This window comes from Halorubrum sp. BV1, from assembly GCF_000746205.1.
In the GTDB taxonomy this organism is placed as follows: Archaea; Halobacteriota; Halobacteria; order Halobacteriales; family Haloferacaceae; genus Halorubrum.
Window position 1 is genome coordinate 123,490 of record NZ_JQKV01000001.1, and the last position, 15,371, is coordinate 138,860.

Consider the following 15,371-nt stretch of genomic DNA (forward strand, 5'->3'; position numbering starts at 1 on the left):
GCCTCGCTCGCGCCCGTCCGGGCGTCGGTCACGCGCTCGGCGTCGGGCCGTCCGACCCCGCGTCGTCCGGTCTCGGTTCGTCCGTCTGGAGAGTGCGTTGTCATCGTTGTGTCAGGCTATCTGGTCGCGGTAGTCGTCCGCATCGAGGAGTTCGTCGGACGCCGAGTCGCGGTCGACTTCGAGCAGCCAGCCGTCCCCGTACGGGTCGTCGTTGACGAGTTCGGGGCGGTCGAACAAATCCTCGTTGACCGCGACGACCTCGCCGGAGACGGGGGCGTACAGGTCCGAGACGGCCTTGATCGACTCGACCACGCCGAACGCCTCGCCGGCGGCTATCTCGTCGCCGACGTCCGGAAGCTCGACGAAGACGACGTCGCCGAGTTCGTCCTGTGCGAAGTCGGAGACGCCGATCCGTACGGTGTCGCCGTCCGTCGTGGTCCACTCGTGCGATTCCAGGTACCGTAACTCGTCGAGAACTTCGAAGCTCATTGGTAAGGGGGGTCGTCGCGGCGCGCTCTGGCCGTGGCGGTCGGACGCGTTTCCGAGCCGCGACCGTGGCGGCTCGCTCGGCCGTCAACTGGCGGGTCTCGCCGTCGAGCGCTGATCCACGACACGTGTGGGTTACCGTTCTGACGACGAGGAAATAAAAGGTATGTTCCGACTCCCGGTCGGACTGCGTCGTTTTGCGGCCCGTACGCCGTTCGCGAGAGTCGCCTCCGACCTCGCGAGTCGGTTCTCCGCAGCCGTCACGTCCATCGGTCGAGCCCGGTCTGGACCTGCGACTCGGCGATCCGCTCGAACCCCCGTTCCACCTCGTCGGCCGCGATCCCCCACTCGTCGACGACGTACGCCCGGGCCGCCTCGACGTCGGGGTTCACCGACGTGTCGACATCGACGTCGACGGCCGGCGGGTCCATGAACAGGTTGCGGATCGCCTCGGCGTTCGGAATCTCGGCGTCGCGGTCCGCGAGAACGCCCCACAGGTCGCCGTGCTCTTTCACCGCCGTCACCGCCGTCTTCGGGCCGATCCCGTGAACCCCCTCGTTGAAGTCGGTCCCGCACAGCATGGCGGCGTCAATCAGCCCCTGCCGGTCGAGTTCGAGTTCGTCGAGGGTCGCCGCGAGATCCATCAGCTCCGGATCGCCCTTGCTCGTCAGCTGTCGGAGCGTCGTGGGCGCGCCAAAGAGCAGGGTGTCGTAGTCCTCGCTGCCGGCGTGGTCGACTGCGCCCGTCGCGGCCATGCGCGCGCACTGCGCCTCTCCCTCAGCGGGGGCTTCGACAACCGGGACGTCGAGCAGCCGGAGCAGCTCGCGGCTCGTCTGGTGGATCGCGTCCGTGAGCCGTTGAGTACGCGCCTCGAGGCGGGCGGCCTCGACGGCGTCGCCGCGCTCCGCCGCGGCCGCTCTGCGTTCCTCGGCCGCCTCGCGTTTCGCCCGGCGGTCAGCCACCTCGTCCGCCTTGAGTTCCGTCACGTCGCCGTCGAACACCATCACGGGGATCAGGTCGTGTTCGAAGAACTTCGGCAGCCCCTGCACGATCCCGATCAGGTTCGCGACCTCGGTGCCGTCTGCGGTCGTGTACGCCTCGTCGGCCGTCCACTTCACGGTCGTCGTGAGGTAGCGGTACAGCCAGTTGTGCGCGTCCACGGCGACGACGCTCCCGTCGATATCCGCGAAGGAGACGTCGTGAACGGCGGCGAGATCGCGCAGGTCCGCGTTTCCCATGCCCGGTACTCGTGGCGGTCGGTGAAATATCGACCGCTCCGCCTGCCGATTGTGAGGCGTTTATGTGCGTCTGTCGACTAGGACGGGTACCGAATGGTCTCGCCGTTCGACGTGTTGGAAGTCGACGAGGACGCCGACGAGGCGACGATCGAACGGGCCTACCGCGAGCGAATCAAGCAGGCGCACCCAGACCAAGGAGGTACCCTCGAAGAGTTCCAGCTCGTTCGGCGCGCGTATCGAGAACTCGACGACAGGGACGAAAACGGCGACGCGAGCGCGGCCGGCGCGGACGACACCGACGTCGCAGACATCGACCTGACCGACGAGGACGGCGACGCCGAGGTCGAGCCGGTCCGCGTGGAGTTCCTCGATTACGAAGTGCTCGACGACTATGGCTGGTCGCTCGACGACGACGATCTGTTTCGGAAGGCCGCACACGCCGACCTCGACGAGACCGAGCACGGCCGGCTGCTCGTCCAGCCGGACGAGAGCCTGCTCGAAGGGGCCGAAAACCGCGGGTTCGGGTGGCCGTTCTCGTGTCGGGGCGGGGCCTGCGCGAACTGCGCAGTCTACCTCGTCGAAGGCGACATCTCACAGCCCGCCAATCACATCATGCCCGACGACCTCGCGGAGCGGGGGTTTCGGCTCTCCTGTAACGGCTATCCGGTGAGCGACGAGCTACAGGTCGTGTTCAACGTGAAACACCTCGCCGAACTCGACGACCTCATTCTCCCGCCGGGACCGTTCACGCGGCGGTGAGCCTGACACCGGGGCCGCTTTGCGGCCCCTCCAGCACTTCGGTTCGACCGCTCAGAACGCGTCGGCGACCGCGGCGACGATCGCGTCTTCGACGGCGTCGCGCTCGCCGGAGAGGAATTCGATTTTGCCCTCGCGGAGGCCGGCGGTGGTGACGTCTGCGGCGGGCGCGAGCTCAGACGCGTGCGCGGCCACGTCGCGGACCGACACGTCAGCCGTCGTACGCAGATACAGTTCGTCAGTACCGATGCCGACGGTCGCGTACGCCTCGCCGTTCGCGTTACGGCGGTGGAGGTCATCGAGGAGAAGCGGCGTCGGCGGGAAGTCGTAGCGGTGAGTGTAGCCGTCGGTGTCGAGCAGCGCGAACTCGACGCCGTCGACGGCTTCGGTGACGACGTTCTCGCTCGCGGTTCCCACTTCCGTCTCGAGCTTCTCGCGGAACTGCTCTGAGACGTGTGCGGCGAGGTTCCCACCGTCCTCGAACAGCAGATCGGTGACGAGTTCGCGCTTGTCCTGATACGACTGGTAGTACGCCTCTAAGGCGATCGCCTCGCGAAGCTCCGCCACGCGCTCGCTGTCGTATCCGGCGTCGCGCGCGAGGTCGACGTAGCGGTCGGGCGTCTCCTCCCAGTAGCTCACGGCTGGGAGGTGCCGGAGGTCGGCGCGGACCTCGTCGTTGACCGCAGAGGCCAGCGACGCGACGAGCGCGCCGGTCGAGAGGTCGGCGTCGACGCCGTCGATCTCGGGCGAGACGAGCGTGTCGACGGTCGCTCGCGTCTCGGCGTCGGCGACCTCCGCGTCGACGACGACCGCGTCGACGCCGTAGACGGACAGCAGCTCGATCCCGTCCGCGGACTCGACCGTCGACCCCGTGCCGACGAGCAAGAACAGCGGGAGCTTCTCGTCGTGTCGGTCGCGGTCCTGTAACATTCGGGTCGCGTCGTTGGTCGCCGCGTCCATGTCGTACACCGGGTCCTCCAGCGGCCGGCGGGTGAAGTAGTGGTACTCGGCGTCACTTTTCGCGTGCTCCTCGCGGATCAGCGGGAGGACAGCGCGCTCGACGGCCGCGCCGGCGACGTAGCCGTCGGCGGTTGCCGGGTGACGCACGACGATCGGTCGAGATTCGAGGACGGCGCGACGGAGCGCCTCCGCGGCGTCGAGCAGCCCATCGGCGAGTTCGGCGACCGCCTCGTCGCCCGCTAGCGGCTGGAGCCCGTCGGGACGCGCCTCATCCGTGAGCGCCTCGGCGAGCCGACGGCGGACCGCCTCGGCTTCGTCGCCCTCGAGAAGGACGAGCGCTTCCGACTCGACCTGCACGTCGCCGCGGTGGCTCTCGACGTCGCCGTCGATCCGCACCGCGTCGCCGACCTCGACGTTCGGGTGCGCCCGCACGCCCGGCTCGACGAACGCGGCCACGTCGACGACGCCCGTCTCGTCGCCGACCTCGAACACCGTCGGGCCGCCCGTCTGGCGGACGCCGACGACCTCCCCGTCGATCCGGATCGACTCGCCGATCGCGTCGGAGAGCGTTCCGATCTCGACTCGCTCGCGCTCGTCGTCGAGTTCGTCGTCTGCCGTCTCGGCGTCGGAATCAGACTCGTCGTCTGCCGTCTCGGCGTCGGAATCAGACTCATCGGCTTCGACGGCGGATACGCCGTCGTCGGTATCGCCGCTCACGGCGTCGGACTCTGGGGCAGCCGCGGCGGGGTCGGCAGTCTCGCTTGTCTCGTCGCGAGCGTCAGCCGACTCGCTCGCCGCGTCATCCGCGTCTGCGTCGGCGGGTTCCGACTCACTCGGTTCTGCCTCGTCCTCGCCGTCGACCTCTTCGGGAAGGTGCTCGGTGTCGCCGTCCTGCACGAGAACGCCGCGGAACTCGCGGTCGGCCTGTCGGATCGACCACGCCAGGTCGATGTTTCCGTTGTCGCGGACGCCCTTCACTTGGACGAACACGTCGTCGCCCGGCTCCCAGTCGAGGCTGTCGAGCCGGCGATCGAGCTCGGAGCGGTGGAGGAGTCCGGTCACGCCGGGTGCGAGGTCGATGAACACGCCGAACTCGGCGTACCCGTCGACGACGCCGCGGTAGAATCGGCTCGGAACCAGCTGGTCGGGGGAGTTCCCTCGGAAGTCGAAGGCGACGTCCTCTTGGTGTGATTCGCAGATACGACCGCCACCGTCGACGTCGACGCCACAGATGATACAGGATCCCATTTGAGTACACCGAGAGTCTCGGGCCTAAAACGGTTGTCGAAACCCGTGTGAGAGCACGCGGCGGAAAACCGCGTTGCGGCACCGACGCCGACCGTGACAGATCGCGTGTCACAGGGAGTCCGGTCGCATCGCCGTCACCCGAGCACGGTTCGAACCGACGCGATGACCCGGTAGCCGACGCCGTATCCGAGCGCGGCCGGCGGGACTCCGGCCACGATCGCCCGGGGAAGCGTGGTTCGGTGGACGGTGCGGATTCCGACCACGAAAAGCGTCGCCGCGTACGCGCCGCAGGCGACGCGGAGCGCCGGGATCGGCGGCCCGGCGAGCGCCATCGGGGAACTCGCGTACGCGACCACCTGCACGGTCTCGCTCACGCCGGCCCGGTCGCGGAGACTCCATCCGCCGTCGTACGCGACACTGGCCAAAAGGACCGACAGCGTCGCGACGGCTGCCGTCAGGTGGAGTCCGACCGGTGCTGCGAGCGCGACGACGAGGAGCAGTACCACGATCGCGGAGACCGCGACGGATCCGACCACACCGGGGACGGCCGTCGGCTCCGCGAGGATCCATCCCAGCGTGTACGCGGCGGCGACGGTGACCGCGAACGTCAGTGCGGGGGCCTGATCCCCGGGACTCACGCCGTTCACGAACAGCCGCCGCGGGCTGACCAGCGCCGCGACCCACGCGCGAGCTATCCCGCGCGCGCCGCGAGCGCGCCCGCCGGTCGGATCGTCGATCCACGAAGTCACGCCGACACGTTCGGTCGGACGGAATAACCCCGTTGCGATCCCGGCGTATCGAACATGATAACTGGCGGGTAAACGATTATACGGAGCACGTCGGAGGTACGGTCGAATGCGCGCGCTCAGAGACGACAATCGAGGGTTCACGCCGCTCGCCGGGTCGGGGTTGCTCGTCGGCATCGTCGTGGTTCTCTTGGCGCTCGTTGGTGCCGCGATGGTCGGCCTCATCGACGGCGTCGCCCCGCCGGACGCCGATTTCGAGGCCGAACGGGACGGCGGCGATCTCGTGATCGTCGCCAACGGTCCCGACCCGGTTCCCGCACAGGAGCTGTACGTCCGCGGCGAGGACCCCGACGGAAACGTGCAGTTCGGGCGGTGGCCCGGCGACGGCGTCGTCCAGCCGGGCGATCGGGTGACCGTCCCGAACGCGACCGGCAACGAGCAGTTCGATATCGTCTGGGAGCCGGTGGCGTTCGACACCCGCGAGACGCTGGGGAAGTACAACGGAGAGGAGTCCAACATCGAGTCGTGGAGCGAGGAGGGCTCCGGACGCGACCCGCTCGGCGCGACCGGAGTCTGAGGCCGGCCTTTCTGATACCCGGGTGAGGTCGCCGAGCAGACCTACTCCAGAGACACCCACGCGCCGCGGTCGTCTGCCTTTCCGATCGCGTCGAGGACGCGCTGGACCGCGTACCCCTCCGCGAACGACGGCGAGAACTCATCGCCCTCAGCGACCGCCGAGAGGAACTCGTAGCTCTCGTGGACGAAGGTGTGCTCCCAGCCGAGCACATGACCGGGCGGCCACCAGCGGTCGACGTAGGGATCGGTCTCCTCCGTGACGAGCACCGTTTGGTACCCTCGATCCCCCTCTCGGAGCACCTTCAGCTCGTTGAGCCGCTCCAGAGAGAACGTCAGGCTCCCCTTCGTTCCGTGCACTGCGATCGTGTGGTCGTTCTTGTGACCCGCGGCGACGCGGCTGGCCTCGAAGCTCCCCGTCGCGCCCGACTCGTACGCCACTTGTGCAGTGTACGCGTCGTCGACGGACACGTCCCGGTACTCCGCGACCTCGCCCGCGTCGTCGTACACCGGGCGCTCGTCGACGAACGTGGTCAGCTGGCCGGACACTCGATCTACCGCGCCGACGCGGTCACCGACGAGGTAGCTCGCGAGGTCGATCGTGTGCGCTCCCAAATCACCGAGCGCGCCCGAGCCGGCGAGGTCGGCGTCCATTCGCCACGTCCAGGCTGCCTCCGGATCGACGAGCCAGTCTTGCAGGTACCGGCCGCGGACCTGCCGTATCTCGCCGAGTTCACCGGCCTCGATGCTCGCTCGCGCGCGCCGAAGCGCGGGGACGAAGCGATAGTTGAACGCGGTCCCCGCCGGAACGTCCGCCGCCGCCGCGGCGTCACGCATGGCGGCGGCCTCCTCCAGCGTCGGCGCAAGCGGCTTCTCACAGAGGACCGGAACGCCGGCGTCGAGGGCCGCGATCGACGGCTCCGCGTGTACGTGGTTCGGTCCGAGGTTGTAGAACACGTCCACCTCGTCGAGCGCGTCCGCCCAGTCGGTCGCGACGTTCGCGAAACCGAATCGGTCGGCCGCGGCCGCGAGGGCCTCCTCGTCGCGCCCGACGAGCGTGTGACGCTCGACCACGGGGGCGTCAGGGAAGAACATCGGAAGCCGCGCCAGCGCGTTCGCGTGCGCCTTGCCCATGAATCGATACCCCAGTACGCCGATCCGCAGTGAGTCCCGTGTCATGATCGCCTCTCACTCGGTCGGCCGGGCAGTGCTTGCGCGGGCCCCGAAGCGGGCGCAGTGGCGTTTGAACTCGCGTCGCCCGGAGAGCCGTCCGTGCGGCGACACACATCGCTATCCATGCCAGCTACTGGCATCCTGCGTCGAATAAGTCTTCAGGATACGTCTGCAGTCACCGCTCTCGGGACCCGAGCAGACGACGGCCCGATGACGGTCCGACGACGGAGATTCCCTCTCGGAACGGCTGACGTCCTGATTCTCCCGCGCTCGCGGATCCGACCACATGAGGTTTTAACGGATGGAGCGTGTATGCCGAATATGGGAATCCTCTCTCGCGCCTCCTACGTCATCCGCTCGAAGGTGAACGCCCTCCTCAACCGAGCGGAGGATCCGACGGAGTCGCTCGACTACTCGTACGAACAGATGCGCGACGAGCTCCAAGACGTCAAACAGGGGATCGCGGACCTGACGACCCAGAAGAAGCGCTTGGAGATTCAACAGCGCAAGCTGGAAGAGAACGTCGAGAAGCACAACCGACAGGCGCGCGAGGCGGTCCAGCAGGACCGCGACGACCTCGCCCGCAAGGCCCTCGAAAAAAAGAAGTCGAAGATGAGCCAGATCGAGGAGCTGGAAGGACAGATCGCGGACTTGAACGACACCCAAGAGCAGCTCGTCGAAAAGAAAAACAAGCTCCAGAACCGGATCGAAGAGTTCCGCACCAAAAAGGAGACGATGAAGGCCCGCTACGAGGCCGCCGAGGCGTCCTCGCGCGTCTCCGAGGCGATGACGGGCGTCGGCGACGAAATGGAGGACGTGAGCCGGTCTATCGAGCGCGCCGAAGAGCGCACCGAGGAGATGGAGGCGCGCGCGGAGGCGATGGACGAACTCGAAGATTCCGGGGCCTTCGAGGACGCGCTCTCGGATAAAGACAGCATCGACCGGGAGCTGGAGAGCCTCTCGACGAACAGCGAGGTCGACGCCGAACTGGAGACGCTCAAGGGCGAACTCGGGAAGAGCGACGGGGCGGCGACCGGCGCATCCGAGAGCACCGACGAGGAGATCGACGCCGAACTCTCGGACATCGAGAGCGACATCGACGCGGACGACCTCGAAGCCGACCTCGACGGCGACGCGAGCGCCGACGACGCGGAGATCGACGTCGAACTGGAGGAGTCCGAGGCCGACGCAGACGAGCCGCGAAACTGACGCCGTATCGCCCAGAGCGGCTTACTCTTTCGGCCGTCGCCGGGCACCGGTCCCCGCCCTACGCCGGTCTCCGAGCCGGATCTCGCCGTCGTCCACGTCGATCCCGTCGTACGGGTCCTCGGCGAGCAGCAGCGATCCGTCCAGGTCGGCGTAGTCGATGAGCGGCGCGAGCTGCGCGGCCGCCGCGATCGACGCGTTCGACTCGATCATACACCCGCACATCACCTCCAGTCCGTGTGCGCGCGCCGCGGCGATCAGCCGCCTCGCCTCCAGCAGCCCGCCGGTCTTCATCAGCTTCAGGTTCGCGATGTCACACCGGTCGGCGATCGCGGGGATATCGGAGAGCGTCACGCACGCCTCGTCGGCGGCGATCGGGAGTGCAGACCGCTCGTAGACGAACCGGAGCCCCTCCTCGTTCTCGGCGGGTACCGGCTGCTCGACGAACTCCACATCGCGGTCGGCGAGCCACTCGCTCTTCTCGACGGCCTCCCGCGGCGTCCACGCCTCGTTGGCGTCGACGCGAAGCCTGACGTCCGGTGCGGCGTCGCGAACCGCGTCGACGAGTTCGCGGTCGCGGTCGGTACCGAGCTTGAGCTTGAGCACGGGATAGCCGGCCGCGGCCGCGTCGGCGGCCTTCTCTCTGACGCGTTCGGTCTCATCGAGGCCGACGGTAAAGGACGTGACGGGCGCGGCCGCGGGGTCGAGCCCCCACAGCCGATACAGCGGGACGCCGAGCCGCTTGGCCGACAGATCGTGGACGGCGATCGACACCGCACAGCGCGCGGCCGGATTGTCGGTGACGACGCCCGCCATCCGCGATTCGATCTCGTGGAGCGCATGCGGGTCGCCGATCGACTCGACGGCTGCGAGCAGATCGGGCAGCACGGCCTCGACCGTGGCGGCAGTCTCGCCGTAGTGTGCCGACGGGGCCGCGCCACCGACGCCCGTCGTGCCCCCCTCGTCCGTGACACGGACGATCACGTTCTCCGCTTCGGTCTGGGTCCCCCGCGAGATGGTGAACGGGTCAGAGAGCGGCAGCGACACCCGCTCGAACTCGGTGTCGAGGCTCATTCGCCGCCGAGTCCGGCGTCGACGATACCGTCGACGATCGCCGCTGCGCCGTCGCGGACCGGGTCGGCGGCCGGCGCGCCCACGTCGTCCGCGAACGAGGCGACGGCATCGGCCGCCGCCTCGTCGTCGTCGACGTCTTTCGTGTTGAGCGCCCCGGCGACGACCGCCGTCTCGTTGATCGGGTCGGCGAGCCCCTCGTACAGGTCGACGTACTCGGGGACGGACCGGAGGTCGAACGACTCGTATCCGTGGATCGCCTCGCGGCCGGCCGCGTGACAGAGGACGAGCCCGTCGGCCATCGACCCGTGGAGGATCCCGCAGGTGACCGCCGAGTAGGCGGGGTGAATAATGCTGCCCTGCCCCTCGACGACGAGCAGGTCGTGGTCGTCGCCCACCTCGACGAGCATGTCTTCGACTGCCCCGGGGGTGAAGTCGGAGACGACCCGGTCGATCGGATTCCCCCAGCCGGCGATCATGATGCCGGTCTGGCCGGTCGGGACGAACGCCGCGTCTATCCCTCGCTCGCGGGCGGCAGCGACGATTTCCAGCGACGTCGTCATCTTCCCGACCGAGCAGTCGGTTCCCACCGTCAGTACCACGTCGGCGTCGACGTCGCCCGAGGCTCCGGTCGCGACCGTGAGATCGTCGTCGGGCTCGCGGACGTCGACGAGGTCGACGCCGTGTTCGTCGGCCAATGCGGCCAGTTCGTCGTCCTCGTTGAGGAAGTAATGGAGGCCGCTCACCACGTCGCAGCCGGCCTCGATCGCGGCCTCGACGTCGTCGCGCCACGACTCGTCGAAGCGCCCTCCGATAGGTGAGATTCCGATATATAAGGCGTCGAGGTCGCCGTCGGCGGCCGCGTGCGCGTCAGCAAACGATTCGACTATCGGCGCGTCCGCGATGTCGGGGACGTGCTCGCTCACGCGGTCGCCGTCGCGGTCGCGGTCGAGGACCGCGCGAACGTCCTGGTCGCCGTACCGCATGACGCCGAGAGCGGTCTTCGCGCGGTCGGGGAACTTCTCGTGTGCGAGGATGGCGATCCGTTCGTCGCTCATGGTCGGCACCTCGCCCCGGGAACGTTTAAAAGAGTCGAGGTGGCGACGTCGTCGCGACCGAGACGAGGCGCGTGAGTACCCTCACCCGAATCCGTGACCCATGCAAACATTCAACATGCCGGCGGCGAGAAGGGCAAACGTATTATTCTGCGGTGTTACCACTGGAGTATGTCAGAGACAGTCTCGGGTGTGACCGCGCCGTGGGGAGACCGCATTCGCGAGTATCTCGCCGGTATGGGACCGTCGTGGATCGCCGGTGCCATCGCCGCCGGTCCGGCGTCGATGGCGAGTCTGATAACGGCCGGTGCGCGCTTCGACTACGCCTTGCTCTGGGTTGTCGTCCTGTCGGCCGTGGCGGGCACGCTCGCGCAGTACCTCGCGATGCGGCTGGGGCTCTTGTCCGAGCGCGGTATCGTCGAAGTCGTCGAGCGCCACCTCGGCGAGTGGTGGGCGTGGATCCTCGTCGCCGACGTGGTCATCGCCGCCGGCGTCGCACAGTTGGTGATAATGAAAACCGTGGCGACCGTTTCGGCGACCATCACGGGCGTCGACGCGCGGATCTGCGGCGCTGTGTGGGCGCTCGTCCTCGTGGGGGGGCTCGCGGGCAAAGGGTACAGATTCGTCGAGTTCGTCGCCAAGGCGCTCGTCACCGCCGTCGTCGTCGCGTTCGTCGCGTCGCTTTTCGTCGTCCCGATCAGCCCCACACGAGCACTGTCCGGACTCGTTCCGACGCTCCCCACCGGAAGCGGCGTCGTAGCCGCGGGCATCCTCGGCGGCGCGGTCCACATCACGCTCATCACCATGCACTCGTATACGATGCGCGCGCGCCGGTGGACCAGCAGTGAGTACGGTCTCGCGACGGTCGACGTGGTCGCCTCCATGCTCGTCGCGTTCGGGGTCTACAGCGTGGCGACGTTCCTGGTCACCGCGAGCGTCCTCACCGACCCGTCCCTCTCGACGGTGGGCGCGGCACAGGCGCTCGGTCCCCTGGCCGGTTCGGCCGCTCAGTGGCTGTTCCTGCTCGGACTCGGCGGCGCGGCCGTCTCGACGCTCGGCGGCAACACGCTCGTTCCCCCCTTCCTCGTCGCGGACAAGCTCGGTTGGGACACGACGGTCGAGGACCCGCGGTACCGCGGGCTACTCGTGGCGGTCGCGCTGCTCTCCGCTCCAGGGGCGTTCATCGGCGGCGAGGTCCTCGGCCAGCTCGTGCTCGTCCTCGCGCTGGGCACCGTGGGCACCCCCTTCGCCATCGCCGTCGTGTTGTATCTCCTGAACTCCGACGCCGTGCCCGAGGGCACGTCGACGCTCGCGAACCTCGGCGGCGTCGCGCTGTTCGTGGTCTCCGGCGGGCTGGCCGTCAACTTCGTCGTCGAACAGGTGGGCGGCGGGGTCGACCTCCTCACGGGACTCGTCGTCGCCTTCGCGGCGGCGCTCGGGCTCGCGACGGTCGGTCTGCTCGCTAAGCTCCTCGGAGAGACGTATGTCGGGGCCTGACCCGAGCAGCAGGACAGCGACTCACCGCGAAACGCGGGTCAACTCGCCTCAGGCGTCGCCGCTAACGAACTGCTCTGCGCCCTCGTAAAACCAGTAGCCGTTCTCGCGCATCGCTCGTCCGAGTTCTTGGTGGAACTCCACGAAATCCGCGAACTCCGCTTTCTCGACGCTGTCGAATATCTCTTCGACGGAAACGACGGTCTCGAAGTCGATCCGGACGGGGTGATCCCCGTACTGCTCGACGTACTCCGTCGCCGTCAGCGGGAAGTCCTCTTCCTCGTCGATCTTCTTCGCGAGGACGGCGTGGCCGTACTTCCGTCCTCCCTCGCTCCCCTGTTCTCCGTCGGGGTCGTGTGGCCAGTCCATGCGGGCTGATTTGTCGGTCCCGTGCATAGTCATTTCGGAACCCGTGACCCAACACGGACCAGTGAGCAATCGCGATACCGACGGTGACCCGCGGACCGCTCGCGGTCGCTCACGGTTGCGGTGTCGACAGAAATGGGTTGGGGCGGATTTGAACCGCCGGCCTCCTCCATGTCAAGGAGGTGTCATAACCGGACTAGACTACCAACCCGCGGGGCGTTCAATCGCATCTCGTGGTATCCGGGGGATATAATTGAACCTTTCGTTTCGCCCTCCCGCGGTGGGTCGCGGTCACTCGATCCGAGCGCCGCTGTCTGCCCATACGTGGTCCCCATCGACGCGCTTTCGACCGCCTTTTTGTGATCGACGGTCGTGTGAGTTCGCATGGTCGATCTCTCCGCTCGCACCGACAGGCTCGACGAGTACCTCGATCGTCGCGGACTCGAGGCGATCTGGTTCGCCAAGCCGAACGGCTTCGCGTGGCTCACCGGCGGCGACAACGTCGTCGACGGCGATGCCGATATCGGTATCGCCGCGGCCGGCTACGACGGCGAACTCCGCGTGATCACAGACAACATTGAAGCCGACAGGCTCGCCGACGAAGAACTGCCAGACCGGTTCGACGTCGAATCGTTCCCGTGGCACGGCGCGTCGCTCGCCGATGCGATCGCCGACCGGTCGCCCGCTCCCGCGGCCGCCGATTTCGACGTTCCCGGATTCGACCGCGTCGACGGCGGTCGCCTCCGACAGCCGCTCACCGACGACGACGTCGAACGCTACCGCGAGCTGGGTCGTGAGGCGGCCGCCGCCCTCGAAACCGTCTGCCGGAATCTCGAACCGGACGACCCGGAGTACGAGGTCGCCGCCGGCATCGACATCTCGCTTTCGTCCCGAGACGTGAACACCCCGGTCGTGCTCGTCGGCGGCGGCGAGCGGGCGCAGGCGTACCGACACTTCACGCCGACAGACGCGACGCTCGGCGACTACGCGCTGGTCTCTATCACCGCCGAGCGCGCGGGGTTGTACGCCTCGCTCACGCGCACCGTCGCCTTCGACGCGCCGGAGTGGCTGGAAGAGCGACATCGGGCGGCCGCCCGCGTCGAGGCGACCGCGCTCGCCGCAACGGAGGCGGCCGCTGCGGGCGACGGCACCGCCGCGGACGTCTTCGCGGCGATCCGCGAGGCGTACGACGCCGTGGGACATCCGGGCGAGTGGCGCAAACACCATCAGGGCGGCGCAGCGGGCTTCGCGGGCCGCGAGTGGATCGCGACGCCCGAGAGCGACGAACCGGTCACCCGTCCGATGGGCTACGCGTGGAACCCCACGGTGCAGGGCGCGAAAAGCGAGAACACCCACCTCGTCGCGGCCGATCGGACCGAGACGCTCACGAAGACGGGTCAGTGGCCGACACACGAGGTCGATCCCGTCGCGGTCGACGGGATCTCGACCGAGCCGCGGGAGCTGACCGCGCCGGTGATCCGGTGACGCAGCGACGAACGGGGAGAGGAAGCCGACGGCTCCGGCTGCTCGGTCAGTAGACGTACTCGCTCTCGTCGATGCCGACGTAGTTCTTCGCCACGCGGCGCTTGTTCCACTTGTACGACAAAAGCAGCTTCACAGACTCCCAGCCGGAGCGGTACGGCTGTGAGAGCAGGTCATCTCCTCTCTCTGCCGCGAGCATCGCGTCGGCCGCGCCGATGATCCGGTTCCAGTCGTCCGGATCGTACTCGGCGACCATGTCCGCCATCGTCACGTTCCGGACGATCTCGTCGCCGATGGCCTCTTTCCATCGTCGGTTGTACGACCCGAGATCGCCGGCGGCGGCCAGTTCGCCCGCGATCGCGCCGGTGCGGACCGCGACGTGGTCGCCCCCTTCGTGGAAGGCGGAGGTCGTTCCCATCGCGCCGCCGGCGACGGCGATCCCGGCGTCCGTCGGAGAATCGATTGGACGCGTCGAGGATATCGGGTACGTCTCCGTACCGTCGCGCTTGCCGGCGTCTTCGACGATCGGAAACGCCTCATCGATGTCGTACTCGTCGCCGTACTGCCACTCCAGCAATCGCCGGATGTACTCGCCGCCCTGCGGGATCGAGTCGTCGTCGGAGTCGAGCAGCGCGTACGCGTCGCGGTCGAACTCGTCGATGTCCAAGCCGATCGGCATCGTGAGTCCGATCCGACAGACGTGGTCCGCGTTCGGGAAGATCCACGGGTACGCGGTCTCGCCGGGCATGACGCCCCACCAGAAGACGATGGCGTCGTTCACCTCCTCGTACACCGCTTCGGGAACCCGGCGGTACTCCTGATACGCGATGTGGTTCGCCGTCCGCGAGGCGAGCCGCTCTGAGGCGGGCGCGTCGTCGGGCAGGTACTCGTTGAGCACGCGGTTCGTGACCGTGCGCTGGGGACCGTCGGCGAGGACGACGAAGTCGGCTCCGATCGACTCACCGGAGGCGAGTTCGACGACGTGGCGGGGATGATCGGCGTCGGCAGCGCCGCGATCGACCGACAGATCGGTGTCGACGCCGCGGACGGACACCCCGGCGCGGTACTCGGCTCCGGCGTCTTCCGCCCGGTCGCGGAGCCAGTCGTCGAACCGCGCGCGGTGGAAGGTGTAGCCGAACCGGTCGTACGAGGAGTCGATTCCGGTCGACGTGAGCGTCGCGGCCTCGTCGGGACCGCGGAACTCGGCGCGGTTCAGCTCTCGCTGGAGGACGCCGTCGTCGAACTCGTCGGGGTGGATACCCATGATATCGACCCAGTAATCCAAGATCCCGGCGGCGTCTGTCGAGTCGGGACCGAGTCGGTCCCGATCGTCCCGCGGTACCCCCTTCTCCAAGACGAGGGCATCCGCGTCGCCGGTCGCGGCGGCGTGCGCTGCGGCGGAGCCTGCCGGCCCGCCCCCCACGATAGCGACGTCTACGCGTTCCATACTCCGTGAGGTTCCCGTCCGAGTATTAAATTCACGGTCCCGACGCCTCGGACCGATCGTTCATCGTCGT

At 68.0% G+C, this 15,371-nt stretch carries 14 protein-coding genes and 1 tRNA gene; 5 read left to right on the forward strand and 10 right to left on the reverse strand.

Features of this window, described 5'->3' with window-relative positions; all coding sequences use genetic code 11:
* Positions 1-111 precede the first annotated feature (111 nt).
* Together gcvH and fen are read right to left on the reverse strand one after the other, a co-directional pair.
* On the reverse strand, positions 112-489 hold the full coding sequence (gcvH, locus tag EP28_RS00670; protein WP_049982097.1) for a glycine cleavage system protein GcvH: 378 nt from the start codon (positions 487-489) through the stop codon (positions 112-114).
* Positions 490-746: 257 nt separating this feature from the next.
* On the reverse strand, positions 747-1,724 hold the full coding sequence (gene fen, locus EP28_RS00675) for a flap endonuclease-1 (RefSeq protein WP_049982098.1): 978 nt from the start codon (positions 1,722-1,724) through the stop codon (positions 747-749).
* A gap of 93 nt (positions 1,725-1,817) precedes the next feature.
* Here fen and fer point away from each other — a divergent pair, with 93 nt between their 5' ends.
* Positions 1,818-2,483 (forward strand): ferredoxin Fer, encoded by a 666-nt coding sequence (gene fer / locus EP28_RS00680; protein ID WP_049982099.1) that lies wholly within the window; start codon positions 1,818-1,820, stop codon positions 2,481-2,483.
* Positions 2,484-2,534: 51 nt separating this feature from the next.
* Here fer and EP28_RS00685 read toward each other — a convergent pair whose 3' ends face one another.
* Together EP28_RS00685 and EP28_RS00690 are read right to left on the reverse strand one after the other, a co-directional pair.
* Positions 2,535-4,688 carry a DHH family phosphoesterase gene (locus EP28_RS00685; protein WP_049982100.1) on the reverse strand — a complete coding sequence of 718 codons (2,154 nt, stop codon included), beginning with the start codon at positions 4,686-4,688 and terminating at the stop codon, positions 2,535-2,537.
* A gap of 134 nt (positions 4,689-4,822) precedes the next feature.
* Positions 4,823-5,437 (reverse strand): YIP1 family protein, encoded by a 615-nt coding sequence (locus tag EP28_RS00690; RefSeq protein ID WP_049982101.1) that lies wholly within the window; start codon positions 5,435-5,437, stop codon positions 4,823-4,825.
* Between the two features lie 106 nt (positions 5,438-5,543).
* Here EP28_RS00690 and EP28_RS00695 point away from each other — a divergent pair, with 106 nt between their 5' ends.
* Positions 5,544-6,011, forward strand: coding sequence for a type IV pilin domain-containing protein (locus EP28_RS00695; RefSeq protein ID WP_049982102.1), 468 nt, complete (start codon positions 5,544-5,546; stop codon positions 6,009-6,011).
* A gap of 41 nt (positions 6,012-6,052) precedes the next feature.
* On the opposite strand, the gene EP28_RS00700 is transcribed toward EP28_RS00695, so the two are convergent.
* The gene (locus EP28_RS00700) at positions 6,053-7,186 is read right to left on the reverse strand and encodes a Gfo/Idh/MocA family protein (RefSeq protein WP_049982103.1); all 1,134 of its coding nucleotides are present in this window, start codon (positions 7,184-7,186) and stop codon (positions 6,053-6,055) included.
* Between the two features lie 315 nt (positions 7,187-7,501).
* Here EP28_RS00700 and EP28_RS00705 point away from each other — a divergent pair, with 315 nt between their 5' ends.
* Entirely contained in the window at positions 7,502-8,389 is an 888-nt protein-coding gene (locus tag EP28_RS00705) for a PspA/IM30 family protein (RefSeq protein ID WP_049982104.1), read from the forward strand.
* A gap of 21 nt (positions 8,390-8,410) precedes the next feature.
* Here the strand turns inward: EP28_RS00705 and EP28_RS00710 are convergent, their stop codons facing one another.
* Positions 8,411-9,460, reverse strand: coding sequence for a dipeptide epimerase (locus EP28_RS00710; protein ID WP_049982105.1), 1,050 nt, complete (start codon positions 9,458-9,460; stop codon positions 8,411-8,413).
* On the reverse strand, positions 9,457-10,515 hold the full coding sequence (locus tag EP28_RS00715; protein ID WP_049982106.1) for an N-acetyltransferase DgcN family protein: 1,059 nt from the start codon (positions 10,513-10,515) through the stop codon (positions 9,457-9,459). The genes EP28_RS00710 and EP28_RS00715 overlap by 4 nt, the downstream gene beginning before the upstream one ends.
* Positions 10,516-10,683: 168 nt before the next feature.
* Here EP28_RS00715 and EP28_RS00720 point away from each other — a divergent pair, with 168 nt between their 5' ends.
* Positions 10,684-12,009 carry a divalent metal cation transporter gene (locus tag EP28_RS00720; RefSeq protein ID WP_049982107.1) on the forward strand — a complete coding sequence of 442 codons (1,326 nt, stop codon included), beginning with the start codon at positions 10,684-10,686 and terminating at the stop codon, positions 12,007-12,009.
* A 48-nt stretch (positions 12,010-12,057) separates the two neighbouring features.
* Here EP28_RS00720 and EP28_RS00725 read toward each other — a convergent pair whose 3' ends face one another.
* Positions 12,058-12,375, reverse strand: coding sequence for a DUF5785 family protein (locus EP28_RS00725; protein ID WP_049982108.1), 318 nt, complete (start codon positions 12,373-12,375; stop codon positions 12,058-12,060).
* Between the two features lie 133 nt (positions 12,376-12,508).
* Positions 12,509-12,583, reverse strand: a tRNA-Val gene (locus EP28_RS00730).
* 173 nt (positions 12,584-12,756) lie between these two features.
* On the opposite strand from EP28_RS00730, the gene EP28_RS00735 reads away from it, so the two are divergent.
* Positions 12,757-13,857 (forward strand): M24 family metallopeptidase, encoded by a 1,101-nt coding sequence (locus EP28_RS00735; protein WP_049982109.1) that lies wholly within the window; start codon positions 12,757-12,759, stop codon positions 13,855-13,857.
* Between the two features lie 46 nt (positions 13,858-13,903).
* On the opposite strand, the gene EP28_RS00740 is transcribed toward EP28_RS00735, so the two are convergent.
* On the reverse strand, positions 13,904-15,301 hold the full coding sequence (locus EP28_RS00740; protein WP_049982110.1) for an NAD(P)/FAD-dependent oxidoreductase: 1,398 nt from the start codon (positions 15,299-15,301) through the stop codon (positions 13,904-13,906).
* Between the last annotated feature and the right edge of the window lie 70 nt (positions 15,302-15,371).

Bases quoted from the DNA above. Each gene is read 5' to 3' on its own strand.
- EP28_RS00700 (WP_049982103.1), bottom strand. From the start codon at position 7,186: ATGACACGGGACTCACTGCGGATCGGCGTACTGGGGTATCGATTCATG.
- EP28_RS00740 (WP_049982110.1), bottom strand. From the start codon at position 15,301: ATGGAACGCGTAGACGTCGCTATCGTGGGGGGCGGGCCGGCAGGCTCC.
- EP28_RS00715 (WP_049982106.1), bottom strand. From the start codon at position 10,515: ATGAGCGACGAACGGATCGCCATCCTCGCACACGAGAAGTTCCCCGAC.
- gcvH (WP_049982097.1), bottom strand. From the start codon at position 489: ATGAGCTTCGAAGTTCTCGACGAGTTACGGTACCTGGAATCGCACGAG.
- EP28_RS00695 (WP_049982102.1), top strand. From the start codon at position 5,544: ATGCGCGCGCTCAGAGACGACAATCGAGGGTTCACGCCGCTCGCCGGG.
- EP28_RS00710 (WP_049982105.1), bottom strand. From the start codon at position 9,460: ATGAGCCTCGACACCGAGTTCGAGCGGGTGTCGCTGCCGCTCTCTGAC.
- EP28_RS00725 (WP_049982108.1), bottom strand. From the start codon at position 12,375: ATGGACTGGCCACACGACCCCGACGGAGAACAGGGGAGCGAGGGAGGA.
- EP28_RS00720 (WP_049982107.1), top strand. From the start codon at position 10,684: ATGTCAGAGACAGTCTCGGGTGTGACCGCGCCGTGGGGAGACCGCATT.
- EP28_RS00705 (WP_049982104.1), top strand. From the start codon at position 7,502: ATGGGAATCCTCTCTCGCGCCTCCTACGTCATCCGCTCGAAGGTGAAC.
- fer (WP_049982099.1), top strand. From the start codon at position 1,818: ATGGTCTCGCCGTTCGACGTGTTGGAAGTCGACGAGGACGCCGACGAG.
- EP28_RS00735 (WP_049982109.1), top strand. From the start codon at position 12,757: ATGGTCGATCTCTCCGCTCGCACCGACAGGCTCGACGAGTACCTCGAT.
- fen (WP_049982098.1), bottom strand. From the start codon at position 1,724: ATGGGAAACGCGGACCTGCGCGATCTCGCCGCCGTTCACGACGTCTCC.
- EP28_RS00685 (WP_049982100.1), bottom strand. From the start codon at position 4,688: ATGGGATCCTGTATCATCTGTGGCGTCGACGTCGACGGTGGCGGTCGT.